The sequence below is a fragment of the Bradyrhizobium sp. Mp27 genome (assembly GCF_029953005.1).
Taxonomy (GTDB): Bacteria; Pseudomonadota; Alphaproteobacteria; order Rhizobiales; family Xanthobacteraceae; genus Bradyrhizobium; species Bradyrhizobium barranii.
Window position 1 is genome coordinate 133,243 of the sequence record NZ_JASAUS010000007.1, and the last position, 21,648, is coordinate 154,890.

28 protein-coding genes are annotated in these 21,648 nt (G+C 62.5%); 13 read left to right on the forward strand and 15 right to left on the reverse strand.

Annotated features, from left to right (window positions below):
* Positions 1–24 precede the first annotated feature (24 nt).
* The 3 genes from QJT78_RS53135 to recA all read right to left on the reverse strand — a co-directional run bounded on the left by QJT78_RS53135 (position 25) and on the right by recA (position 2,198).
* On the reverse strand, positions 25–450 hold the full coding sequence (locus tag QJT78_RS53135) for a hypothetical protein (RefSeq protein WP_309248374.1): 426 nt from the start codon (positions 448–450) through the stop codon (positions 25–27).
* Positions 451–481: 31 nt separating this feature from the next.
* A complete protein-coding gene (locus tag QJT78_RS53140) occupies positions 482–1,015 on the reverse strand; it encodes a hypothetical protein (RefSeq protein ID WP_249151616.1) in 534 nt (177 codons plus the stop codon).
* Between the two features lie 94 nt (positions 1,016–1,109).
* On the reverse strand, positions 1,110–2,198 hold the full coding sequence (gene recA / locus QJT78_RS07435) for a recombinase RecA (RefSeq protein ID WP_014494106.1): 1,089 nt from the start codon (positions 2,196–2,198) through the stop codon (positions 1,110–1,112).
* A 754-nt stretch (positions 2,199–2,952) separates the two neighbouring features.
* Between recA and QJT78_RS07440 the strand changes: the two genes are divergently transcribed.
* From QJT78_RS07440 to QJT78_RS07465, 6 genes are all read left to right on the forward strand, one after another.
* A complete protein-coding gene (locus QJT78_RS07440) occupies positions 2,953–3,120 on the forward strand; it encodes a hypothetical protein (RefSeq protein WP_085965495.1) in 168 nt (55 codons plus the stop codon).
* Between the two features lie 566 nt (positions 3,121–3,686).
* Positions 3,687–3,890: a hypothetical protein gene (locus QJT78_RS07445; RefSeq protein WP_080586477.1), complete on the forward strand. Its 204-nt coding sequence runs from the start codon at positions 3,687–3,689 to the stop codon at positions 3,888–3,890.
* Positions 3,891–4,757: 867 nt separating this feature from the next.
* Positions 4,758–5,771 (forward strand): glycosyltransferase family 2 protein, encoded by a 1,014-nt coding sequence (locus QJT78_RS07450; RefSeq protein ID WP_028152649.1) that lies wholly within the window; start codon positions 4,758–4,760, stop codon positions 5,769–5,771.
* Between the two features lie 1,276 nt (positions 5,772–7,047).
* Positions 7,048–7,284, forward strand: a complete 237-nt coding sequence (locus QJT78_RS07455; protein WP_028152651.1) for a hypothetical protein — start codon at positions 7,048–7,050, stop codon at positions 7,282–7,284.
* Positions 7,285–7,552: 268 nt separating this feature from the next.
* Positions 7,553–7,744, forward strand: coding sequence for a hypothetical protein (locus QJT78_RS07460; protein WP_028152652.1), 192 nt, complete (start codon positions 7,553–7,555; stop codon positions 7,742–7,744).
* A gap of 262 nt (positions 7,745–8,006) precedes the next feature.
* A complete protein-coding gene (locus tag QJT78_RS07465) occupies positions 8,007–8,174 on the forward strand; it encodes a hypothetical protein (RefSeq protein ID WP_193375895.1) in 168 nt (55 codons plus the stop codon).
* A 785-nt stretch (positions 8,175–8,959) separates the two neighbouring features.
* On the opposite strand, the gene QJT78_RS07470 is transcribed toward QJT78_RS07465, so the two are convergent.
* Together QJT78_RS07470 and QJT78_RS07475 are read right to left on the reverse strand one after the other, a co-directional pair.
* Positions 8,960–9,199, reverse strand: a complete 240-nt coding sequence (locus tag QJT78_RS07470) for a DUF2798 domain-containing protein (RefSeq protein ID WP_028152653.1) — start codon at positions 9,197–9,199, stop codon at positions 8,960–8,962.
* 93 nt (positions 9,200–9,292) lie between these two features.
* A complete protein-coding gene (locus QJT78_RS07475; protein WP_049831897.1) occupies positions 9,293–9,544 on the reverse strand; it encodes a hypothetical protein in 252 nt (83 codons plus the stop codon).
* Positions 9,545–9,996: 452 nt separating this feature from the next.
* Between QJT78_RS07475 and QJT78_RS07480 the strand changes: the two genes are divergently transcribed.
* Together QJT78_RS07480 and QJT78_RS07485 are read left to right on the forward strand one after the other, a co-directional pair.
* The gene (locus QJT78_RS07480) at positions 9,997–10,185 is read left to right on the forward strand and encodes a hypothetical protein (RefSeq protein ID WP_028158398.1); all 189 of its coding nucleotides are present in this window, start codon (positions 9,997–9,999) and stop codon (positions 10,183–10,185) included.
* Between the two features lie 147 nt (positions 10,186–10,332).
* Positions 10,333–10,572: a hypothetical protein gene (locus tag QJT78_RS07485; protein WP_028152656.1), complete on the forward strand. Its 240-nt coding sequence runs from the start codon at positions 10,333–10,335 to the stop codon at positions 10,570–10,572.
* 3 nt (positions 10,573–10,575) lie between these two features.
* Here QJT78_RS07485 and QJT78_RS07490 read toward each other — a convergent pair whose 3' ends face one another.
* The gene (locus QJT78_RS07490; protein ID WP_028152657.1) at positions 10,576–10,830 is read right to left on the reverse strand and encodes a hypothetical protein; all 255 of its coding nucleotides are present in this window, start codon (positions 10,828–10,830) and stop codon (positions 10,576–10,578) included.
* A gap of 104 nt (positions 10,831–10,934) precedes the next feature.
* Positions 10,935–11,231, reverse strand: a complete 297-nt coding sequence (locus QJT78_RS07495; protein WP_028152658.1) for a hypothetical protein — start codon at positions 11,229–11,231, stop codon at positions 10,935–10,937.
* A 362-nt stretch (positions 11,232–11,593) separates the two neighbouring features.
* Between QJT78_RS07495 and QJT78_RS07500 the strand changes: the two genes are divergently transcribed.
* Positions 11,594–12,058, forward strand: a complete 465-nt coding sequence (locus QJT78_RS07500; RefSeq protein WP_028152659.1) for a PaaI family thioesterase — start codon at positions 11,594–11,596, stop codon at positions 12,056–12,058.
* A 140-nt stretch (positions 12,059–12,198) separates the two neighbouring features.
* Here QJT78_RS07500 and QJT78_RS07505 read toward each other — a convergent pair whose 3' ends face one another.
* Positions 12,199–12,492 (reverse strand): HdeA family protein, encoded by a 294-nt coding sequence (locus QJT78_RS07505; protein ID WP_014494092.1) that lies wholly within the window; start codon positions 12,490–12,492, stop codon positions 12,199–12,201.
* Between the two features lie 179 nt (positions 12,493–12,671).
* Between QJT78_RS07505 and QJT78_RS07510 the strand changes: the two genes are divergently transcribed.
* Entirely contained in the window at positions 12,672–12,920 is a 249-nt protein-coding gene (locus tag QJT78_RS07510) for a PilZ domain-containing protein (protein WP_245289298.1), read from the forward strand.
* A 46-nt stretch (positions 12,921–12,966) separates the two neighbouring features.
* On the opposite strand, the gene QJT78_RS07515 is transcribed toward QJT78_RS07510, so the two are convergent.
* Together QJT78_RS07515 and QJT78_RS07520 are read right to left on the reverse strand one after the other, a co-directional pair.
* On the reverse strand, positions 12,967–15,015 hold the full coding sequence (locus tag QJT78_RS07515; protein ID WP_028152661.1) for a pyrroloquinoline quinone-dependent dehydrogenase: 2,049 nt from the start codon (positions 15,013–15,015) through the stop codon (positions 12,967–12,969).
* Complete coding sequence (locus tag QJT78_RS07520) at positions 15,016–15,240, reverse strand: hypothetical protein (RefSeq protein ID WP_028152662.1); 225 nt, start codon at positions 15,238–15,240, stop codon at positions 15,016–15,018. It abuts the gene before it with no gap.
* A gap of 152 nt (positions 15,241–15,392) precedes the next feature.
* Between QJT78_RS07520 and QJT78_RS07525 the strand changes: the two genes are divergently transcribed.
* Together QJT78_RS07525 and QJT78_RS07530 are read left to right on the forward strand one after the other, a co-directional pair.
* The gene (locus tag QJT78_RS07525; protein ID WP_028152663.1) at positions 15,393–15,797 is read left to right on the forward strand and encodes a hypothetical protein; all 405 of its coding nucleotides are present in this window, start codon (positions 15,393–15,395) and stop codon (positions 15,795–15,797) included.
* A 113-nt stretch (positions 15,798–15,910) separates the two neighbouring features.
* Positions 15,911–16,240, forward strand: coding sequence for a hypothetical protein (locus QJT78_RS07530; RefSeq protein WP_028152664.1), 330 nt, complete (start codon positions 15,911–15,913; stop codon positions 16,238–16,240).
* Between the two features lie 59 nt (positions 16,241–16,299).
* Here QJT78_RS07530 and QJT78_RS07535 read toward each other — a convergent pair whose 3' ends face one another.
* Together QJT78_RS07535 and QJT78_RS07540 are read right to left on the reverse strand one after the other, a co-directional pair.
* Positions 16,300–16,767: a DUF6691 family protein gene (locus QJT78_RS07535; protein WP_028152665.1), complete on the reverse strand. Its 468-nt coding sequence runs from the start codon at positions 16,765–16,767 to the stop codon at positions 16,300–16,302.
* Positions 16,768–16,772: 5 nt separating this feature from the next.
* Positions 16,773–17,201: a YeeE/YedE family protein gene (locus QJT78_RS07540; RefSeq protein ID WP_028152666.1), complete on the reverse strand. Its 429-nt coding sequence runs from the start codon at positions 17,199–17,201 to the stop codon at positions 16,773–16,775.
* A gap of 160 nt (positions 17,202–17,361) precedes the next feature.
* Between QJT78_RS07540 and QJT78_RS07545 the strand changes: the two genes are divergently transcribed.
* Positions 17,362–18,531, forward strand: coding sequence for a GNAT family N-acetyltransferase (locus QJT78_RS07545; RefSeq protein ID WP_028152667.1), 1,170 nt, complete (start codon positions 17,362–17,364; stop codon positions 18,529–18,531).
* A 7-nt stretch (positions 18,532–18,538) separates the two neighbouring features.
* Here QJT78_RS07545 and QJT78_RS07550 read toward each other — a convergent pair whose 3' ends face one another.
* The 3 genes from QJT78_RS07550 to ugpC form a co-directional block, all read right to left on the reverse strand.
* A complete protein-coding gene (locus QJT78_RS07550) occupies positions 18,539–19,204 on the reverse strand; it encodes a DsbA family oxidoreductase (RefSeq protein WP_028152668.1) in 666 nt (221 codons plus the stop codon).
* A 76-nt stretch (positions 19,205–19,280) separates the two neighbouring features.
* Positions 19,281–20,102: a helix-turn-helix transcriptional regulator gene (locus QJT78_RS07555; RefSeq protein ID WP_028152669.1), complete on the reverse strand. Its 822-nt coding sequence runs from the start codon at positions 20,100–20,102 to the stop codon at positions 19,281–19,283.
* Positions 20,103–20,362: 260 nt separating this feature from the next.
* Positions 20,363–21,454, reverse strand: coding sequence for a sn-glycerol-3-phosphate ABC transporter ATP-binding protein UgpC (gene ugpC, locus QJT78_RS07560; RefSeq protein ID WP_028152670.1), 1,092 nt, complete (start codon positions 21,452–21,454; stop codon positions 20,363–20,365).
* Positions 21,455–21,648: the final 194 nt, after the last annotated feature.

The window sequence follows — 21,648 nt, forward strand, 5'->3', positions numbered from 1 at the left end:
CACCCTACGGCCCCGAACGCGTATCTAGGGTGCAACCAGCGAACGGTTCTTTCGGTCCCAACGCCACAGCCGTTCGTTGGTGAGAAGCGTGCCGCCCCACCAGCGTCTGATCGGATTGTGACGTCGGAAATCCTCCCGGCCCGCAACAACTGCTTTGCCAAACTCTGTCAGCGACAGCCGACTCCGGCGATAAGCGGCATTGCGACCTCTCGCATCGTGCGGGGCGAGCGTCGCAAGTTTCGGATCGAGACCCGCGATCGCCGGCATCGGGCCGGATGCAAGCCCTTCGAGCAACGGGCCCAGCTCCCACTGATCGAACACACGCGTTTCGAGCAACCCGCCCGGCTGAAACAGCTCCTTGGTACGGTTGTGTCCCCTCGCAATGAGTTCGAGAAGCCGCGTTTCCGTCGCGCCCAGTCCGGTTGTCGGAGACGGCAGTTCTGCCAGCAATGCTTCCAGGGCCGGCTTCAGGAAAGGCAGCCTACTCCCTGCTCAGAAGCCCGAAACAAAGTTCAGGCGTTGACGCCCGGTAAGCTTCCCAGGCCATGTTGGCGATCTCGAAGTCGCAGTCCGCGACCTCCAATTCCCGCAGCACACGATCACGAAGCTCCGTGCCGTCCGCTCCGCGCAGGTCGAAATTGACACGTCGCAATCTCAGACGATCGGTGATCGATGGATGGGACCGCAAATAATCCAGAATCCAGATCAGTTGCAACTGACTATTAGGCTCAGGGTCGAACCACAGCTCGATGAGATCGACGCCATAGGTCTCACAAAACCAAATCAGGCCTGTCTCCTTGTGCGCGAGACCGGTCTGAGGCAACCGGCCAACAAGATCGGACCAACGCACCTCCGGATCGCCTCTGACATAGCCTCCCGTCAGGTATTGCTGGAGGTGATGCGAGGTAGGCAGCGGCCCCGAAACGAAGCGAAAGATAAACGGGACGACCATGTCGGCACGATTTGCGTAGGTGAGACCCACGCCCGACGAACTGGTCAGGATCACACGTCTCATCGCGAACGCCCCCCAAAACGAAACGGGCACTGACGACGTCGGCAACTCAACGTCTTCAGCGCCCGCTCCTCGCGAAAGTTCTTCGCGTTAGGTCTTACTCGTCCGCCGGCTCCTCGCCGTCGGCGTCGCGCTCGGGGGTGCCGGCGAGAATCTGCTCGGCAATCAGGCCGGAGTTCTGGCGGATCGAGGTCTCGATCTTGGCGGTGATGTCGGGGTTGGCCTTCAAAAACGCCTTCGAGTTCTCGCGGCCCTGGCCGAGGCGCTGGCTGTCATAGGAGAACCAGGCGCCGGACTTTTCGACGATGCCGGCCTTGACGCCGAGATCGAGGATCTCGCCCATCTTGGAGACGCCCTCGCCGTACATGATGTCGAATTCGACCTGCTTGAAGGGCGGCGCCAGCTTGTTCTTCACCACCTTGACGCGCGTGGTGTTGCCGACCACTTCGTCGCGCTCCTTGATCGCGCCGATGCGGCGGATGTCGAGGCGGACGGAGGCATAAAACTTCAGCGCGTTGCCGCCGGTCGTGGTCTCCGGCGAGCCGTACATCACACCGATCTTCATGCGGATCTGGTTGATGAAGATCACCATGGTGTTGGATTTGTTGATTGAGGCCGTCAGCTTGCGCAGCGCCTGGCTCATCAGACGGGCCTGGAGACCCGGCAGCGCATCGCCCATCTCGCCCTCGAGCTCGGCCTTCGGCACCAGAGCCGCGACCGAATCGACCACCAGCACGTCCACCGCCCCCGAGCGCACCAGCGTGTCGCAAATTTCCAGCGCCTGCTCGCCCGTGTCCGGCTGCGAAATCAGGAGCTCGTCGATGTTGACGCCCAGCTTGCGCGCATAGACCGGGTCGAGCGCGTGCTCGGCGTCGATGAAGGCACAGATACCGCCCTTCTTCTGCGCTTCCGCTACCGTGTGCAACGCCAGCGTGGTCTTGCCCGAGGATTCCGGCCCGTAGATTTCCACGACGCGCCCCTTCGGCAGACCACCGATCCCGAGCGCAATGTCGAGCCCGAGGGAGCCCGAGGACACCGCCTCGACATCCATCGACCGGTCGTTCTTGCCGAGCTTCATCACCGAGCCCTTGCCGAACTGGCGCTCGATCTGGGAGAGCGCGGCGGCCAGAGCTTTACTCTTGTCCATGGAAGATCCTTCGACGATACGCAGGGCAGTGTTGGACATTGGGTCGTGCTCCTTATGGCGAGGATTCGGGTGCGGGACAAACGATTGGCGCGGCGGGTCGTCGATAAAAGCAATGTACCCTATTTGTTCCGAGTTCGCAATATGTTCTTTCGGATTTGGGCGCTGGCCTGTTTCTGGCGACATTGGCCTAGTTTGAAATGACACGTGGCCTGTTTTGTTCTGGGCAACCGTACGGTGTATTCACGGGCGGAACACGCCGTTATATATTACCGAAATTTCCCGATTTTGGCATAATCCGCATAGACGCTCGTTCCGGTTGAGCGCAAGGTTCCCTCTCAATCGAGAGGGAAACCGTATGACCGAGCGACTTATTCAGGCAGGCATTGTCACTGTGGGCACCGTGAACGCTGGCCTAATCGTCTGGCTGATCCTGACGATTTGAGGCCGCCGCAGTTGGCGGCCTCTTTCATTCGAAAACGCCTTTCTTATCGCGCCCTGTAACCTCTTCGACCAGACGCGAGACATCAGCATTTTGTTTTGCCTTACGTAAGAACAGCGCAAGATAATCCGACAAGTCTTGGTGACCGTCAGGTGACCGATTTTGGGCGCTGGCCTGTTTCCGGCGACAGTGGCCTGGTTTAAAATGACACGTGGCCTGTTTTCTTCTGGGCCAACCCTACGGTGTATCCGCGAGCGGAACGTCGCCGTCATAAATCCGCAATCCCTAGCGAATCTTTTGCGGTGCCTGGCCGGTCTGAGGATGGCGCCGCTAGTCGTTGAGGGAGTCTGGGTGATGACGGAAAACACGCAGCAGCAGGCGGACAGGCGCAATCGGCTATTGGAAGCCGCCACGCAGGAAATGATCAAATTCGAACAGAAGGAAAATGAGTTCCGCAGGCGCGATCGCCAGGAGCGCGCGGCGGAGCTTCGTCTGCCTCTGGATAAGATCAACGTCCACTGAGCGGCGCCGACAGTTTCACACGACTGTCATGGCACGTTCCTAGCATTGTCATGCGACGGGGGTCCGGCGCGCGGCTCTCCGTCCAACCTCGGCCTAGACCACCAGATGGGCGGAGAGCTCGCCGACCTCCCGAACCATCGCGGCACGCCTGGCCCACACGTCCTTTCCTCCGGATATTCTGATGATCAGAAGATCGCGGCCGTTGCAGGCGGTGGCCCGCCCCTCTGAGGTGTCCCGCAGCGTGACATAAAACCTTGGCACAGGCTGTGCACACTCATCCTCACCGGGGTTTTGCATCCACCTCTCCGGGGCTGGAAAGCCGCCGCCCGCGCGACATTTAAGCGGGCGGCGTTTTTATTGATGTCGCAATCCGACAGTCCCGCTGTCCTAATTGGGACGGCATCCGGATTTTGGCGCTGGCCTGCTTCCGACCTCCCTGGTCCTAGGCGAATTTCGACGCGGCTTGATCTTGAAAGTTCACTTTGGAACGGAAGGTCGCCCGTCGGCATACTAAGTTCACTGGAACTCAAACCCTGCGGTTAGGACCCGTAAGACGAGGTTGTGTCATGGAGCGCCGCCGGTTCAAGCAGACTCAATCCCTCGAAGAACGTCTTGCCCAAGAAGCCCAACGCCTGAGAGAGCAAGCCAGGAAGCTCCCCGCCGGGGCTGAGCGCGAGACCCTGCTGCGCAAAGCGCGCCAAGCTGAGACCGGCTCGCACATGAGCGAGTGGCTGAGATCGCCGGGGCTTCAACCGCCCAAGCCAGCCTAGAAGCCGACGGCGCCTGAGGTATCGCGTTGCCGGCATAGATCCGGATTCATCCCGGCGTGGTCATTCGCGTTGGCGGCATCAACGCTCGAGGATGAAGGTTTTCCAAATTCTGCGGGTGTCCCGATGAACCTTGGCACGAGACGTGCTGACATAACGGTATCGGGATTTTGCAGTTTCCCTCCCGGGGCTGGTCAGCCGCCGTCCGCGCTTCATTTAAGCGGACGGCGTTCTTGCTTCTGAAGCCCAACAAGCAACCTGTCCTGACTTGATGTTCCGAGTGTCCTGATTGGGACAGCACCCGGGTTTGGGCGTCGGCCTGTTTCCGACCTCACTGTCCGATTTTGAAACGAGCCGTGGCCGGATTTGAAGTCGTTCAATTGTCGCGAGGTGAGACAGCACGTCGCGGCAGGACGCAGTCACCCTCCATCTGTCACCGAGCGGCCCTTGGCAATCTACCGGTGATTGAGAACGCCATCACGCTCCCGTCTCGCTTCCCTCTTGGAAAGGAGCAGCGCGGCAGAGCTTCGCGAAATCCTTCAGGTGCTCCGCAAGAAACTGAACTGACGCCGACTCGATTGGCTGCCCCCGTCTTGATCCGTCACCGCGTTGGCGCGGCTGCTACAGCGACAGAAACCGAGGGGAACCAGGACACTCTTTCACCAAGGCGGACAAGCGGCCGCTTCGAAACGTCGCGGCCTGCGGGAACAAAGTTCATGCGAATGGACGATGACCGAGTCGAGATCGTCTCCCTAGCATTCACGCGCCTCGTTCGCTCGGTTCGATTCAAGATGCTCTGCGAACAGGCTCAAACCGAAGAAGGGTCTGCCACTTCCAGCCACGACCGCTTCGATCAACGAGGTACGATGAATGGATCAATTGTACGCCGAGCGGTTCGATAGCTCCCGGAGTTCGGAACACCGCCCATTCATTTCGGTGGCAATACCCACTTTCCGTCGACCGGAGATGGTGCGCCGTGCGATTGAAAGCGTGCTGCAGCAGGAGCACGCCGACTGGGAAATGGTGATCAGCGACGACGAAGGTCCAGAAGGCGCGACTTGGAGCATCCTGTCCGAGCACGCGCTGAGCGACCCGCGCATTCGCGTAATCGAGAACCACCGCGGCCGGGGCCAGGTTGAGAATACCAACAACGCGATGCTCGCATGTCGCGGCGACTGGATCAAAGTGCTGCACGACGACGACAGGCTCACGCCAGGATCGCTTGCGACTTTTGCGGAATTGGCGAGGACGTACCCCGCCGCTGCGTTCATGACCTCCACATCTCATCTCGTTCAGGACAGCGGCATAAAGTACCGGCGAGGACGCCAGGTTTATCTGTATTCGGGCCAGCAGTGCCTGACGGATCTCTATCTGGCGGGCAAGACCCGATTGCTTGGGATTGTCCCGTCGACCCTGCTGATCAACGGCAAGGTCATCCGGGCCGGTTGCCTGATGCGAAACTACAAGTCGATCAGTTGGGGCGTGGACCAACTGTTCTTTCTCGATCTCGCCTGCCAGGGCGACATGGTGGCGATCGACGACGGTCTTGTGTTCTACGACACGACCAACCACGCGAGCATCACGGCGTTGGGATCGTTCCCTCAGATTGACCAGGAGACCATCGAACTCAAGCACCTCGCCTGGAGCCTTCTGGAGGATAAGCGCGGACTTCCCGATCCTGAAACGATGGTGCGTGCATTGCGGGTCGCCCGGCTGCGCACACGGATCCTTCAGCAGCCCCTGAGCGCAACGATCCGCGATGCGCTTCAAATCTTGCGCCCCTCGGTTTTGAAGGCGGCCAATCTGGCGATCCGAGCCTGGGCACGTGCACCGGGGGCGATTGCAACCTTACCGGGGATCACTCATTGCACGGATTTCCTGTGAGCTCATTCGGCAGTTCCGGTGTCAGAGTTGCCACAGCTGCGTTTGGGACACCGAGATAGGTGACCGAAAATCAGTCCCTCCCGAAGGCGCTCCCGGCTCCCGATCCGGAGCGCACCGAGGAAGCCGGACGGTAGTATGCCGACGACCCGCGGGAGATCATCCGGAAGCTTCGCAAGATGAATTGAGGCCTCGGTTGGCGGACATGCGAGCCGCAGCAGGGTCCGCCGAGGCCCACCGGTTGCGGGAATTTTTGGCAATGCGGCGGACTTGACTGCGGCGCGCGCGCATAGACATCGGGCGCAGCTGTTTCGATGATCGCCAGGCCCTTACGCTCTCGGTCGGAGATCATCCAACCGATGCCACTCATCCGAATGAAAAAATCTGCCCTGCGGGGGTGCCGGTCAGGCAATACGCACGTCTCCGTGGTCTGCCAATCGAAGACGATAAGGAAACCGTGCCGGCCTCGAGATGAATTTGCGCATGCGAATGCGGGGCAGGAAAATTTGGCAATTGTGTGCTGAAACGAACAGAGGCGCGGTGAGGGTCGACTAAACTCGGACTCGCTTGGTCTTTGCCAAGGGCCAAGCATCCCCAGGCGGCCCCGGCCTTCACCCCTATCAAGCCCCACCGGCCGGGGCCGTCTTCAGGGACGAGCCTGTTTCCTGGCCCGGTCGCCTTTGATTTCGGGAGTGACCAGTTTTGTGGCGCAGAACACAACCTGACGACGAATACCTGTGGTAAGATACGACGCATTGCAACGCCAAGGGTCGTCAGCGCCCCGCGTGGGAACCGTATTAGGGTTGAGCTGTTGACCTGTTTCATAGATGGGCTCAATTATGATCGACGCTGCTAAATGCGAGGAACTCGCAAATCAATACAAGGTCCTCTCTCAAGCATCCGGGGTTTCCGCGGAGAGGGCCTTCCTGTTGAAGAACATCGCCCGGAGCCTCACTGGCGTGGCTAGCCAATTGGACAGGCTGGCCGCCCTGACGAGAGACGAAGCAAGGGTCACGCCGCCACAGCTGTAGGCGGCCGCAAGGCGGATCGAGACCGTCCGTAAAAGCAACTATGATTGACCTGGTTTCAATGGCGCGCCCTGCGTCCAGATCTACGATTGCCCAACCTGCAAGCGGCGGTCCTTGAATTCTCGTCGGCCAACGGGACGCCAACCACGCCCCGGGATTGGGACAGCCCCCGGATTCCTGCCGCCGAAATAATTAGGAACAGTCCTCACAAGGCGGGGTTGGCGGCGATACTCTCTCTGAGAGGCGGCGCCATGGTCCGGTACTTTTTCGATATCCGAGACGACACCGGCCTCTATGCCGACGAAGAGGGACTGGAGTTTCGAACCCAGCGCGAAGCAGAGATCGAGGCGACGCAAACATTGAGCGGCCTCGCGCGCGACTTGGCGGGACACGAGGATCGAACAGACGTTGCGATCGAAGTCCGCACCGACGCCGGGCGGGTGTTCCAAGCCGCCCTCATCTTCGAGCCGCCAGCGACGAAGCAATAGCCGCCACGGCTCGCCACAATGGGCGTGCACATCGCGACGAAGCAAGGCCGCCTCAGTAGGCGGCCTCTTCGTCTCACCATGCATCGACTTAGTCCCGGGCGCCCTTTGAGGGGTCCCGCCTGATCGGCCCATTCCCCGAAGCGTTCGCCCCGCCCTACCTGGAATAAGCGATCCACCTCCGATCGAACTTGAATTGAACGCTACAATATGTAACGCTAATATAAGTAGCGCTACTTTTCGTACCGTTCAAACAACCTCAGGAGGCACGATGAAGGCAATCCTCAAGATCGCTCTGGCGCTGTCTGTCCTCGCCGGTTCGGTGCCGGCGCAAGCCCAGATATCGAATGCCGCGACGGCATCGGGCGCCCCAAAGGTCGGCATAAAGGTGACGAGGAAGTCTCAGTTGCACGACGGCTGCCACAGCCGGCACGCCCAGATGATTGGCAAGCCCTGTCGTTAGAAGCCCTGCCGCTAGAAGCCCTGCCGCTAGCGGGCAAGCGATCCAAAGATCAAGTGATTCAAAGATGACGAGAGGCCGCCCCGGTTGGCGGCCTTCTTGATTTTTGCCGATCCTCCGCATTCGTCCCCCTTCGACTGAAGATGACGCGCATCAAAGACGCAGCCGCCGCGCGCCGTCATAATTCCGCAATCCTGCGGCATCGAACCATTCTGCGGTGTCCGGCTTTCTTCGGGATGCGATCGCAACGATAGGGACCAGGAACATGACGGAAGACACGCATCCCAGTGCTGTCAGGCGCACTCACCTCCTGGCGGCGGCGCACGAGGAGATGGTGAAGTTCGAGCGGAAGGAAAACGAGTTTCGCAAGAAGGACCGCGAAGAGCGCGCCGCCGAACTCCGCCTTCCCCTCGGTGAGATCAAGGTCCACTAAGCCTGCCGACGGGCTTCTGATCTGACCAAGGCTGCGCTGCGATGGGCCCCTGGAGCCGTTGCGCAGCATTTAAGGCATCTAGATACTATAGCTAAGCCATTGATCACGCGACGAAACCGCCCGACCCCTACTGTGCAAGGGGTTGTTTTCCATGTTTTGAAACGGCGCGGCGGCGTCCTGGGTGCCCACCCAGGATCGAAGCGCCTGCTTTAGCCCGGTCCGGCCTTGGCTGCCGTCCGCCGGTACGCCTTACAGCAGCGCCAGCAGCACGAGGCCGATCACCAGCACGACGAAGCCAGCCGCCGTCGCGGCGGCGAATGACCGCTCTACGTTATCCATGATGCCACCCCGCTGCCGGCACACCACGTTTCCCCCATGGCGTCGCCGACGATGCGAAATCTCGCCGAGGGGTGTGGCTCCAGTGGTGCGATCGGGTGGCTAAATTGGGACGTGTGCGGGGCCAGTCTGCGGCCTCCCGACGCGGATTTCGGTGCCGGCCGTCAGGCACCCGTAAGCCTGGTCTCCTAGTCTGGCTGTGCCCGGTGGACCAACACCGGGCCTCCATACACAGTCGAGGACCCCGCTCTGCCCCGAGCGGGGTTTTCTGTTTGCAGGCACGGAGGCGCGGCAGGTTGAAAGCCGATCTGCCGGCCCTGTCAGGCTGTCGTAAGCTCAACCGGCTAGGGTCGTCTGGCTACGGTGCTGCAGCCCAGCGCCTCAGCCTCCAATAACCTTTCACCCGCTTGGCTCTCCCCAAGCGGGTTTTTTCATGCTTGCCGACGGCCTCACCGAGCCCTCTCCTCTCGCGTCAGCCGCAGCGAGAAGGCGCGGATCGCAGGCGCCGCGAGCAGCACGATCGGCAGCATCGCGGCCCACGCAATCAGCCACGACACCATCCAGTGCGCGACGAAGACCGTCGCGCCAGAAGCGGGAAAGCTGGCGATGCCCGCCGCGATCAACGAGGTCAGGCCGGACTGGATGACACCGAAGACGAAATGAGAGTAGCGGCGGGGAATGCCGAGCATGACGCGCCCATGTTGTTTGCCGTCATGAGGCCAAGCAAGGCATATGCCGCAGCGCGCATGGAGTGGACTTCAACGCACACCGCCGGCGCTGGATCACTGCCGCGAATCGGACAGCGGCGCGCGCCGCCTCGCTTCAGTGCAATCGGGCCGGCTCGATAGTCCTTCGAAACGCCAGAACGTGACGACGCTGGTCTCGCCGCACTCTTCGCAGACGAGCTTCTCGTCACCGAGCATGAAACGCGCGCGCTTGAAGCTCGATGAGGACGCGGGATGCCGGCAATGGGGACAGGTCAGCGAGAAATTCCGTGCACCCCAGCGCAGCACAAGATGTCTCAGCCAGCTCACACCTTCCCCTTCGTGACATCGCGTTCGAACCGTCATTCACAAGCAGAGCATAGATACATGACACGCAAAAGTGGAAAAGTATCGACCACACCTGTTCGCTTCGAATGCCGGCGGCAACGCGCGCCGCCTTGGGTTCCACAAGATGCGGAATGGAATCCGGACCGCGCTTCGCAGCGATGTGTCAAATGCGCGGATCCCGCGTTCCGGGGTTCTCCGACCATGAACAGAGTTCCTCGCGGCGGACGGTTGCACGGCAAGACCGCGTGAATTGCCATGCCTTGCCCGAATTCCGTGCACGGTTTTCGGAACCTAATTTCGTTTGTTCCGGACCGCGCGCGGTTCCAAAGATTACCGTGAATTATCCAAGGCTTACCGCCAAATTTCGCTTGTCGCAGGAATAGGGTGACACCCAACATGTTCACGGTGATGGAGGGTGAATCGTGGAGGCGACCATGAATCACAGGGGCGTTGAGTTCACCGTTGCCAAGACGGCGCTTCCCGGAGTCTGGCAGTGGCAGTTCCGCATCGGTGACGAGATCAGGACGGGCAAGACCGAGACGAAGATCGATCTGCTGGCGATCCGACGCGTGCAGCTGCGCATCGATCGGGAGCTGAAGGCGATCGGGCGCAAGACCGCATGAATAAACCACCCGAGCCGGATGCCGCAGCCACGCGCGCCCGCGAGGTGTGGTCCGTAGCGGCCCGGAATTGATCTGTCCCTGGTTTGGGACTGCACTGCGCGCGCCCATGGCCCGGGAGGCGGGACCATCATGTGACCGGTGCCAGCCATGCCGCTCTACTTCTTTCGAATTCGGAACGGCCGCTATTCCGGCTGCGCGGACCAGGCGACGGAATTTGCCGATCGCGATGCGGCCTGGAAGATGATGACCAGCATCTGCGCCGACATGGCCGCCGGCCTCGCGCGCAAGCTCAACGAAAATTCCGAATGGCACATGGAGCTGCTGGACGAGGCCAAAGAGCCCGTGTTCCGGATCCGCATCATCGCGGAATCCTTCGAGGAGACTTGAGGTCTAGTCGGCGCTGGGCAGCCGCCGCATGGTGAATTCGATCTCGCCGCCCGGCAGTTCGCGCCAGGTCTCGACCGCGCTCATATAGCCGGCCTTGGGGTAGCGGGCGAAGAAAGCCTCCGCCCTCGCCCGCGCCGCCGGGCGCGGCAGAGTGAAAGTCTCACGCAAAAAGCCGTCGCCGCCGCGCTCGCCCGGCTTGCCGCCTATCTGGCGCCGACGCGCCATCCGCTCGGCGAGATCCCGCGGACGATCGGCCATGCCGTTCCTCCTCAACGCAATACGTTCTCGGAGATGTAGGAAGCAGGCCGGCCGAAGAGGAGTCCCCGGCCGGAGGCATCAGCCGCCTCCGATCGGGCCGAAGGTCAATTGGCGGTCGTGCCGGACTTCTTCTTAGGCGCGCTGGTTGCGGCCGATGCCTTCGGCGCAGTCGCCTGCTTCGGCGGATCGGAACGCATGCCGCCCCAGGGATCGTTGGACGCCTTGGAGTCCGGAATCTTCTTCAGCGTTTCCTTGTAGGCCTTGTCACGCTCAGCTTCCGCGGCCTTTTCCTCGGGGGTCTTGCCCGGACCTTCCTGCAGCAAATTGAGATTGGGCATTTGCGCGTAGGCCGGTCCCGCCAGCACGGCCAGCAGCACCGCCGCCATACGGAAAAGCTTCATCATTGACTCCTTGATCATCCATGAAGGGCGGGTCAACCGCGCCTTGTCGTCTTTGTCAACGGCCCGCTCAGGCCGAATGGCGCGCTAGAGCCGGTCCGATCTGCACGATTTCGGCGCGTTCAGCCAGTCGTCCCAAATCGCACCGCATCTGGTGCACCCGTCCAGCGCGAGACCTGGCGCTATCAACCCAAACACGAGGACACACCGACGCAACTTCGCCCACCCGTTCCCAAGCCCGGTATCATATCGGGCCAAGTCAGGCATTTTCAAGCCGACAGAGCCGAAGGAAGACCGGGTGACTTTGCCGCGCCGATGCGCGCAGAATGGCCGAAACATCCGGCAACACAGGGGGACCGACAGCAATGCCATCGCAGCCAGAAGCCGAGTTCGGCATCGCTGACGCCAGACGCATACTCGGCGAGGTCTTTGCGCCCTGGGTCCAGGATCTCAACCTCGCCGTCGAGCGCATCGAGCACCTGCCGCCGCCGGACGTGGCGGACTGGCAGCCGGGTGCGCTCCTGCGCATGCCATTCTCGGAGCGGCTGTGCCGCAACGGCGGCGTGGTGTGCGGCCAGGCGCTGATGGCGCTCGCCGATACCGCGATGGTGATCGCGAACCTCGCCGCCAATCGCGGCTATCGTCCGATGACGACGGTCGACCAGACCACGCATTTCATGCGCGCAGTCTCCTCCTCGGATGTGCTCGCCGACGCGCGCGTGGTGCGGCTCGGACGCACCATGAGTTTTGGCCGCGTCACGCTGCTCTCGGCCACCGACAACAAACAGGTGGCGATGGTGTCGAGCGCGTTCGCGATGCTGCCGGGCTGAGCATCATCCAAAAGAAGAGAGCCGCAAAAAGAAGAGAGCCGCGGTGAGCATGCAAGGCGCTCAGCGGCTCTCCAATCAAATTCGCATCGAAGCAAGGGACTGAAGCGCGATTGTGTCCGCGCTTCGGTCAGCTTCAGGAATTACTTGCCGAGAATTTCGTCAGCCGCGGTGACGACGCTGACGGTCGGATTCTTTCCGCAATAGGCACCGAACTTCTTGGCGTTCTCGATGAACACCTCGGTGTCGATGATCGCGTTGTCCTCGTCGCCCTTGTACCAGCCGTCCATCCAGGTCAGCACGACCGCGATGTTGTCTTCGCCGCTCTCGAGGAACTGCTTGCAGGTCATGGTCGAGAGGTCCCACTTGACGGCGTGGGCGGGCATCGATGACAGCGAGAGCGCTGCGGCGAACAGAAGCGAAAGCGTGGTCTTCATCAATATTCTCCATCGGCGCGTAACGCCACAAAGGAAGGGCTTGTGAGGAAAGTCGGCGGGAAGTGACTCACCGCTCCAACGTCGTAAACGAAGTCTGAAGCGCTGTGCAAGTAGCGCCAGTATTGAGTTTATTTCAACGTAATTTCTATGCACTACTTCACAATCATCGTTATGGATTAATGCCGATGATCGAGAAACGTGCAGCGCAGCGTTACCGTATTTTCAAGGGTGGAACGATCACTTTTGAAAGCAGCGGCATCGCGTGCACGGTGCGAAACATGTCGGAAGGCGGCGCGGCGATCGAGCTCGATTCCCCCGTCATGTTGCCACAATCATTCACGCTCTCGATCGCGCGCGACAATTTCGTACGGAATTGCCGCACCGTGTGGCGAAATGACAGGCGCATCGGCCTCGCTTTCGTACGATAGCGCGCGCGATGTGAACAACCGTTCGCATCGCATACACAACGCAGCATCATGCTTGCTTTATACGACGTCGACGACGCCAGCGCAGGCACGCGATGATCAGCACGATGATCGCGAGCGCAATTGCTGACGACGACACCCAAAATCGTCCGCCCGGACGATCGATGGTGCGCGACCACAGCGACGGCCCTTCACCCGGCCGCGCCAGGCGAAACGCAACGACGCTGTCGCCGATCGAGGTGCCGACCTCGGAGTGGCCGCCGGCGCTGATCGCGACATACTGCTCGCCCTTCCAGAGATAGGTCATGGGGTTGGCGACGCCGGGCACCGGCAGCCGGCCTTGCCACAACTCCCGGCCGCTTCGCGCATCGAAGGCGCGCAGATAGGCATCCATCGCGCCGGTGAAGACGAGACCACCTGCGGTGACCGCGAGCCCGTTGACGAGCGGCGCGCCCCACGGCAGCGGCACGCCGAGCGGCGCAAGGTCTTCCGTGGTGCCGACCGTCGAACGCCAGAGGATCTTGCCGGCTTTCAGATCGACCGCGACCATCTCGCCCCAAGGCGGCCTGTTGCAAAGCAGCCCGAGCGGCGACGTCACCACCGCACGCGACATCGCGAACGGCGCGCCCTTCTGCTGGCCGAAATCATGACCGGGAGGCGGATCGAATCCAGCCGCCTCCGCACGCGGGATCAGCTTGATGAGATGAACGGCGCGGCCGGTGTTGGCGTAGAGGATCTGGTTGACAGGGTCGAAGGCTGCGCTACCCCAGTTGACGCCGCCGCCGGTGAAGGGAAACTCCGCCGTGCCTTGCGTCGAGGGCGGGGTGAACACCCCCTCGTTACGTGCCTCCGCGAACTGCCTTTCGCAAGCAGAGCGACCCAGGCCAGGGAGGAGCGAGAGCGCATCCTCAGTCGAGATTTTTTGCGATGTCAGCGGCGGCACATGCGTCGGGAATGGCTGCGTCGGCGACAGTCGTTCACCTTCCGCGCCGCCTTGCGGCACCACGCGCTCTTCCACCGGCCACACCGGCTTGCCGGTATCGCGGTCGAGCACGAAGACCAATCCCTGCTTGGTCGGCTGAATCACGACATCGCGCTGGCCGTCTCCGGTCTCGATACGCGTGAGCGTCGGCTGCGACGCCAGATCGTAATCCCAGACATCGTGATGCACGGTCTGGAATGCCCACACGAGCTCGCCGGTCTCGATGCGCAGCGCGACCACCGAATTGGCGTGCTCGTTATTGCCCGGCCGCTTGCCGCCCCAAAAGTCCGGCGACGGCGAGGACGTCGGCAGGAAGACCAGCCCGCGGGCCGCGTCGACCGACATCGGCGCCCAGACATTGGCGTGACCGGCTTCGACGCCGTCGCGCTTGAGCGGTTCGAAGGTCCAGCGCGGCTGGCCGCTGCGCGCATCGAACGCGCGCACCACGCCGCTCGGCGCGTCGACGCGGCGGTTGTCGCCGATCGCGGAGCCGATCACGACGACACCGCGGCCGACCGCCGGTGGCGAGGTGATCTGGAATTCGCCAGGCCAGTCCAGCTTCATGCCGATATCGGGCCTGACCTCACCGCCAGTGCCGAAACCGGCGCAGGGAATGCCGGTCTTTGCATCGAGCGCGATCAGGCGGACATCGTTCGTGCCCATGAAGATGCGCGATCGGCAGGCGGCATTCGCGGGCGCCTCATCGTCGATCCAATGGGTCACGCCGCGGCAGACATAGCGGTTGGCGGGCCGCTGATTGGTCGCGATCTTCGGATCGAAGCGCCATTTCTGCGCGCCCGTGCCGGGATCGAGCGCGATCACCTCGTTGAAGGGCGAGCAGAAGATCAGGCTGTCCTCGACGAACAATGGCGTCGCCTGGAATTTGGTTCGCCGCATCACCTCGGGCGGCCGCGCCGCGAGATCGCCGGTATGGAATTCGAAGGCCCGAACCAGATTGCCGACGTTGTCGGGCGTGACCTCCTGCAAAGGCGAGAAGCGTGAGCCGCCGGGATCGCCACCCCAGCTCTCCCAGGCGATGCCTGGCCACGACGAAAACAAGAGGAGCACGATGACGGCGGCCGACTGACACAGACGGGTCGCCAACGCCCCCCTCATTTATTTGGGCTTCTTGGCAGGTTCAGCCGGACGGGCTCCGCTCCACGGGTCGTACTTCTCCTTGGGCTCCGGAATGCGCTCGAGCGCGGCCTTGTAGGCCTTTTCGTCGACCTTGGGCTTGTTGTCCGACTTCGCTTCGTTCGGCTGGCCTCTGCTGCGGCCCTGCGCCTGCGCCGACGCAGCCGTTAGCGCGAGCACGGCGGCCGCGATGACCAAAATCCGCATTGATGCAATCCCCCTCGTCTGGGGCACAAATTAGCCTGCAATCCCGTAATAGCAAATGCCGGGGCGTCCGGGATTTCAGCAAATCTTGATCGGCCGGGACTTTGCCGGATCGCATTCCTGCCTATCTGTTGGCCCGCAGGGGACCTTCACGGATGTTACGGATTGTTGCTCATGCGGCGCTGCTGGCCAGCGCCCTCGCACTCGGTTCTTGCGGCTTCGCCGACAGCCGCGCGCCGGTGCCCGAGTTCATGCGCCTGAAGGAAGCCGAGCAGCCGCCACCCGAAGCGCCCCCTGACGTCAAGCGCGTGGTCCGCGAGCAGATCAACGTGGTCTTCCTCAACACGTCCTATCCGCGCGAGGTGCACGTCGCCCCGCCCCATCGGGAGGTGCGGGGACCGGGCTGGACCGCCTGCGTCCGCGCGCAGCTCACCTCTGCCACCGGCTCCATGCTCGGCACCCAGATTTACATCGTGACGATCTCAGGCGGAAAAGTGATCGATCGCCGCCGCGCGGAAGCCGACGACATCTGCGGGACGGAAACCTACGAGCCGATCTAGGAACAATCACGCCGACACGCGCTCCGGTTCCGGGAAAAACCTGTAATTCGACCCGGAACGATCACCGCCTCCCCTTCTTGTTACCCCCGAGGGCAGTTTCGGAGGAGGACACGATGAGGACATTCACGATCGCACTACTGGCTGGCGTCGGCGCCCTCGCTGCGGCGAGCGGCGCGAAAGCCGCGGACATCTACACGACCAGCGAATACGCCAACCCTGAGCTCGTTCAGGAAGTCCGGCTTGTCTGCGATGACGCCGGCAATTGCTATCGCACCCGTGGTGGCTCGCGCGTGATCGTGCGCGACTCCTACAACGCCATGCCGCGCGATCGCTATTACGAGCGCCGCACCTATCGCGACTGGGACGATGGTCCGCGCGGTGGCGTCGGCATTCGAGCGCCCGGCGTCAGCGTGGGCGTCGGTGTCGGCGGGGACCGCTGGTAGTCACTGAAGCTGTCACAGGGCAGGACCGGACGAGATCCACTCGCCCGGTCCTGTCCATGTCAGGTTTCGAGCGGATCGGCCGGCGCGACGAAGCGCGTTGACGACGGGAGCTGCGCGATGAAGCGGGCGAGCACCATGCCGGCAAACATCGCGGCGACGAAGATGAAAGCGGACGCGGAGCCGAATCCGAGCGCGGTGAGCGCAGGGCCGGGACAAAAGCCTGCGAGCCCCCATCCGATGCCGAAGATGGCGGGACCAGCGATAATTCTCGGATCGATGTCCTTTCGCGTCGGAAGGTAAAAGCGGTCCGCGAAAAACGGTCGCGCGAGTTTCAAGACACGGCTGAAGCCGATGAAGGTTACCGCGACTGCACCCGCCATCACGAAGGCGAGGCTCGCATCCCAAGTTCCGGCGGGAATGCCGGCGACGTCCAAAAAGTTCAGCACCTTTGCCGGATTCGACATGCCGGAGACGATGAGCCCGATGCCGAAGAGGAGGCCGATCGCGAATTGGATGAGGATTGCCATCGTCGTCAGCCCCAGTGCCGCATCACGAAGACAGTGGCGATGCCCGCCGACATGAAGGAGATGGTCGCGACCAGCGACCGCAGCGACAGCCGCGACAGGCCACAGACGCCATGGCCGGACGTGCAGCCGCTGCCCCAGACCGCACCGAAGCCCGTGAGCAATCCGGCGACGATCAGCACCGGCGTTGCCGCTGCGATCGTTTGCACCGGCAGGCTTCCGCTGACAACGCGCACCAGGATGGGCGCGACGACGAGGCCGGCGACGAAAGCGAGCCGGCCGGCGAACTCGCGGTCCTCGTAAGGCGGAAACAGCCGGGCCGCGATGCCGCTGACACCGGCGATCCGCCCCGTCGCCCACATCAGGAGCACGGCGGACAGTCCGATCAACGCGCCACCAAGGAGCGACGCTATCGGCGTGAAAGGTGTGGCGATCATTGTGATCCTCCAGGTCGAGAGCTCGATCATGGCACGCCGCGGCCTGCCGCCCGAATGCTCAATGAGACGTTAATATTACCATTCGAATTGAAGCGGCGCCCCAACGGAATTTTCCAATCTTTGCGCTAAGCATGACCTTCTGAACGGGGAACGACGGGACGTGGTCGATATCGCGCATCAGGCAGCGATCAATCCGGCATCGGCAAGGGCTGCCGCGGCGACGCGCGCGCTCGTCCCCCTCACGTCCATCGATCCCGGCCAATGGCGCGCGCTCGCTCAGCGCGTGATCGAGCCGAACGGCTATTACCTGCCGGGCTGGGAGCTCGCCGTGAGCGAGGCCGCACGCGGCCGCACCGACGCCCAGGCGCTGCCCGCCTTCGACGGCTCGTCGGCGCGGCTGATCGGGTTGATGCCGGTGGTCTCGCTCTGGCGCGCCTGGAAGATCCCCCTGCCCGCGCTGGTGAGCGCGCATCCCTATGGCACCCTGTGCAGCCCGCTGATCGACCGCGACGCGCCGATCGAAGTGGCCACGCGCCTGTTGCAGCAGGCGCGCGAGGCCGGAGCACATGCGCTCGTGCTCAACGACGTTGCACTCGACGGCGCGGCGATGAGTTCTCTCAAGGAGGTTCTCAATCGCGACGGCCTGAAGCCGCGTATCCTCTCCTCCTACATCCGCGCCAGCCTCGACGCGACGCAGGATGGTGAAACGCTGTTGCATGGCGCGCTCGGCGCCAAGAAGCTCAAGGAGCTGCGTCGCCAGCGCCATCGCCTCGAAGAGCACGGGCCCGTCGCCTTCGAGGTCGCGCGCAAGCCCGACGAGATCGGGCCGGCACTCGAAACATTCCTGCAACTCGAGGCCAGTGGCTGGAAAGGCAAGCGCGGCACCGCGCTGATCCAGCATGCGGGCGATGCGACTTTCATTCGCCGCGCGGTTCCCGCGCTGGCAGAGACCGCGCAGTGCGAGGTCATCACGCTGCGCGCCGGCACGACGCCGGTGGCAGCCGGCATCGTGCTACGCCACCAGGACCGCGCCTTCTTCTTCAAGCTCGGTATCGACGAACGCTTTGCAAGATATTCGCCGGGCGTGCAGCTCACGCTCGACCTTACCCGCCATCTCTGCGCCGATCCTGCTATCGCCAGCGCGGACTCCACGGCGAGCGCCGACCACCCCATGATCAACCCGATCTGGCGCGGACGCTTCGCCATCGGCGACGTGCTGATTCCGCTACGGCGTCACGATCTGGTCGTCGCGCTCATTCACGCGGCGCTGGTTGGCCTCAACGTCGCGCACGACGGCGCGCGACGCCTGGCGCGTCTGCTCCGCAAATAAGCGAAAGCTACTCCGCCGCCTGCGCGTTGATCTCCGCAGAGACGTCGCGAATGGCGCGGGCGAGCAGGTTCGGATCCTGCGCGCCGGAGACGGCGTATTTCTGCGCGAATACGTAGGTCGGCACGCCGGAGATACCCTTCTCGGCGGCCTCCTGCGCATCGGCCGACACGCGCGCGACGTCCTCGTCGGTGGCGAGGCGCTTGCGCACGTCGTCGGCATCGAGGCCGACATCGGCGGCCGCCTGCACCAGCACGTTCACGTCAGTGAGGTCGCCGCCGTCGCGGAAATACAGCTCCATCAGCCGCTGCTTCATCTCGGGCGCCTTGCCGATCGCCTCGGCCCAGAGGATCAGGCGGTGACAGTCGGTGGTGTTCGGCTGGCGCGCGACCAGCTCGGGCTTGTAGACGAGGCCCTCCTCGCTTGCAGCCGCGACCACGCGGCCGGCAATGCCCTTATAGGCCTCGACCGAGCCGAACTTGGTGGTGAGATAGTCCTCGCGGCTGATGCCCTCACGCGGCACCCAGGGATTGAGGAAAAAGGGACGGAAATTGAGTTTGACGGGAACGTCGGGAACGAGCGCCAGCGCGCTCTCGATCCGGTGCTTGCCGATGTAGCACCAGGGGCACACCACGTCGGAGACGACATCGATCTGGAGCGGTTTCAACGTGCTCATAGCGCCTCCTTCGGGCGATGCGGGTTTGACCCAAGATAAGCCGAAGATAAGCCGAACCCGCCCAGAGGCAAGGGCGCTAGGTCATAGCTGCTGCCATCTGCTTGAGCCGCTCGGCGGTGCGCTCGTCCGCCGGGAAGAACGTCTCCAGCGCCAGCTCCGACAGCGTGATGTCGACAGGTGTACCGAACACCATGGTGGTGGAGAAGAAACTTAGTATCTCCCCGCCATGGCGCAGCTTGAAGGGAATCGCGACATTGTCGCTCGACAGCGGCCCCGAGCGCGCCGGGATGGGATAGCTCTTGAGGTCGTTATAGAGCTTGATCAGCTCTGGATCGGCCGTTGCCTCGCATTGCCGGTGCAGCCGCTCCAGCAGGTGCCCGCACCATTCCGCGAGATTGACCGTGCGCGGCGCCAGCGCTTCAGGGTGAAACGCGAGCCGCAGCACATTGAAGGGCTGGCCGAGCAGGCGCTGCGGAATGCCTTCGAGTAGCGGCGCCAGCATGCGGTTGGCCGACACCAGATTCCAGTGCCGGTCATAGGCCAGCGCCGGATTGGGCTCATGCGCCCTGAGAACGAGGTCGATCGCCTGCCGAGCTGATTTCAAGGCGGGATCCTCCAGCGGGCGCTGCGGAAACGCCGGCGCATAGCCGGCCGCGACCAACAGCACGTTGCGTTCGCGCAAGGGCACCTCGAGACGTTCGGCGAGCCTGAGCACCATGTCGCGCGAGGGCGCAGCGCGGCCGGTCTCGACGAAGCTCAAATGCCGCGCGGAAATCTCGGCCTCGCCCGCCAGATCGAGCTGGCTCATGCGGCGGCGTTGCCGCCATTCGCGCAAATGGTCGCCGATATGGACGGGCTGGCTGCGTTCGGCCTGTGCCGTGGATGCGTGTGCGTTCATGCTCGAAAACATAGCATGCGGATATCAGCCCTTCCATTACCCGCGAGGTAATGAATATTGGCATGCAACCATCTGAGATCGCTTAATCTCCTTTCGCAGACTCTGCTCGACACCAATACCGGACGAGCAAAGTTTGCGAAGAAGGGTGCAACGTCGCCCGCATCACCTGCGAGCTCGCCGCAGCGCAAGTGACCGCGATGAGGCATGCGCACGCTGGAAGTAAAGATTTGGGATTACCCGCACCGCCGGAGGACCGCCGACTATGAAACGGACTTCCCGGAAACCTTGTCGAAAAGGTGCGTTCGCTCCAGATCGATGGCGACATCTATTGGGCAATCCGGCGCCGCAGAAACACCAACTTGCATCTGCGCCGTGAATGGAAATGCGCCCACGGTTCCAATCACGAGAGTATGCGGCCCGAGCGGCTCCACGTCTTTCACCATCATGCGGACGGAGGAGCCCGATGGCGCATCTTGCCGCAGCACGTGGTCGGGCCGCACGCCGAGCACAACCGGCTTGCCGATGCTCCCTGCATAGGCCGCCTCTCGGGATTTCGGCAATCTCAACGCCGTACCCGAGGGTTCGGTGAAGATCAGTGCACCGTCGCGAGCGGCAATCTCCCCGTGGATGAAATTCATGCTGGGCGCCCCCATGAAGCCCGCGACGAAGAGATTGCTTGGTTTCTCATAGATCGTGATCGGATCAGCCGCCTGCTCGATGCGGCCGCGATTCATCACCACGACCCGATCGGCCATGGTCATGGCTTCGACCTGATCGTGTGTGACATAAACGATCGTCTTGGCGAGACGGCGATGCAATGCCTTGATCTCGGTCCGCATCTCGATGCGGAGTTTGGCGTCGAGGTTTGACAATGGCTCGTCGAACAGAAACACGTCCGGGCTGCGCACGATGGCACGGCCGATCGCCACGCGCTGACGCTGCCCACCGGAGAGCTGCTTGGGCCGACGGTCCACGTATTGCTCGAGGTCGAGAACCCGCGCCACGTCCTCGACGGCTTTCGCGATATTGGCGCGCGACTCGCCCCGCGCCTTCATGCCGTAGCCGATATTCTCACCAACAGTCATATGCGGATAGAGCGCATAGTTCTGGAACACCATCGCGCAATTACGCAAGCCCGGGCGCAGCTGCGTCACATCGCGATTACCGATACGAATGGTTCCGCTGGTGACCGTCTCCAGTCCCGCTATCATGCGCAACGTCGTGGTCTTGCCGCAGCCGGACGGTCCGACAAGTACGACAAACTCCTCGTCGGCCACACTCAGATTAAGCCCCTCGATGATCTTGTAGGGCCCATATGCCTTGCTGACGTTCTCGATCTCGACGTGCGCCATGGATTCCTTTTTCCGTCCCCTATATCGACGGCCAACAAAGCCCGGATGATGCTCTCGCATCATCCGGGGCAGTCTCCGCGGGAAGCTAGTACCCACTTTTCTTGGAACGTGAGTCGTGATTCAAGGTCGGGATGATACCCGAAGCAAGAGAAGTCCACCTTTCGAGGAAAGATCGCAAGGTGCTTGAGGCGTGC

Excerpts from the sequence above, each read along its gene's own strand:
- QJT78_RS53140 (WP_249151616.1), bottom strand. The coding sequence starts at position 1,015 with ATGAGACGTGTGATCCTGACCAGTTCGTCGGGCGTGGGTCTCACCTAC.
- recA (WP_014494106.1), bottom strand. The coding sequence starts at position 2,198 with ATGTCCAACACTGCCCTGCGTATCGTCGAAGGATCTTCCATGGACAAG.
- QJT78_RS07440 (WP_085965495.1), top strand. The coding sequence starts at position 2,953 with ATGACGGAAAACACGCAGCAGCAGGCGGACAGGCGCAATCGGCTATTG.
- QJT78_RS07445 (WP_080586477.1), top strand. The coding sequence starts at position 3,687 with ATGGAGCGCCGCCGGTTCAAGCAGACTCAATCCCTCGAAGAACGTCTT.
- QJT78_RS07450 (WP_028152649.1), top strand. The coding sequence starts at position 4,758 with ATGGATCAATTGTACGCCGAGCGGTTCGATAGCTCCCGGAGTTCGGAA.
- QJT78_RS07455 (WP_028152651.1), top strand. The coding sequence starts at position 7,048 with ATGGTCCGGTACTTTTTCGATATCCGAGACGACACCGGCCTCTATGCC.
- QJT78_RS07460 (WP_028152652.1), top strand. The coding sequence starts at position 7,553 with ATGAAGGCAATCCTCAAGATCGCTCTGGCGCTGTCTGTCCTCGCCGGT.
- QJT78_RS07465 (WP_193375895.1), top strand. The coding sequence starts at position 8,007 with ATGACGGAAGACACGCATCCCAGTGCTGTCAGGCGCACTCACCTCCTG.
- QJT78_RS07470 (WP_028152653.1), bottom strand. The coding sequence starts at position 9,199 with ATGCTCGGCATTCCCCGCCGCTACTCTCATTTCGTCTTCGGTGTCATC.
- QJT78_RS07480 (WP_028158398.1), top strand. The coding sequence starts at position 9,997 with ATGAATCACAGGGGCGTTGAGTTCACCGTTGCCAAGACGGCGCTTCCC.
- QJT78_RS07485 (WP_028152656.1), top strand. The coding sequence starts at position 10,333 with ATGCCGCTCTACTTCTTTCGAATTCGGAACGGCCGCTATTCCGGCTGC.
- QJT78_RS07490 (WP_028152657.1), bottom strand. The coding sequence starts at position 10,830 with ATGGCCGATCGTCCGCGGGATCTCGCCGAGCGGATGGCGCGTCGGCGC.
- QJT78_RS07495 (WP_028152658.1), bottom strand. The coding sequence starts at position 11,231 with ATGAAGCTTTTCCGTATGGCGGCGGTGCTGCTGGCCGTGCTGGCGGGA.
- QJT78_RS07500 (WP_028152659.1), top strand. The coding sequence starts at position 11,594 with ATGCCATCGCAGCCAGAAGCCGAGTTCGGCATCGCTGACGCCAGACGC.
- QJT78_RS07505 (WP_014494092.1), bottom strand. The coding sequence starts at position 12,492 with ATGAAGACCACGCTTTCGCTTCTGTTCGCCGCAGCGCTCTCGCTGTCA.
- QJT78_RS07510 (WP_245289298.1), top strand. The coding sequence starts at position 12,672 with ATGCCGATGATCGAGAAACGTGCAGCGCAGCGTTACCGTATTTTCAAG.
- QJT78_RS07515 (WP_028152661.1), bottom strand. The coding sequence starts at position 15,015 with ATGAGGGGGGCGTTGGCGACCCGTCTGTGTCAGTCGGCCGCCGTCATC.
- QJT78_RS07520 (WP_028152662.1), bottom strand. The coding sequence starts at position 15,240 with ATGCGGATTTTGGTCATCGCGGCCGCCGTGCTCGCGCTAACGGCTGCG.
- QJT78_RS07525 (WP_028152663.1), top strand. The coding sequence starts at position 15,393 with ATGTTACGGATTGTTGCTCATGCGGCGCTGCTGGCCAGCGCCCTCGCA.
- QJT78_RS07530 (WP_028152664.1), top strand. The coding sequence starts at position 15,911 with ATGAGGACATTCACGATCGCACTACTGGCTGGCGTCGGCGCCCTCGCT.
- QJT78_RS07535 (WP_028152665.1), bottom strand. The coding sequence starts at position 16,767 with ATGGCAATCCTCATCCAATTCGCGATCGGCCTCCTCTTCGGCATCGGG.
- QJT78_RS07540 (WP_028152666.1), bottom strand. The coding sequence starts at position 17,201 with ATGATCGCCACACCTTTCACGCCGATAGCGTCGCTCCTTGGTGGCGCG.
- QJT78_RS07550 (WP_028152668.1), bottom strand. The coding sequence starts at position 19,204 with ATGAGCACGTTGAAACCGCTCCAGATCGATGTCGTCTCCGACGTGGTG.
- QJT78_RS07555 (WP_028152669.1), bottom strand. The coding sequence starts at position 20,102 with ATGAACGCACACGCATCCACGGCACAGGCCGAACGCAGCCAGCCCGTC.
- ugpC (WP_028152670.1), bottom strand. The coding sequence starts at position 21,454 with ATGGCGCACGTCGAGATCGAGAACGTCAGCAAGGCATATGGGCCCTAC.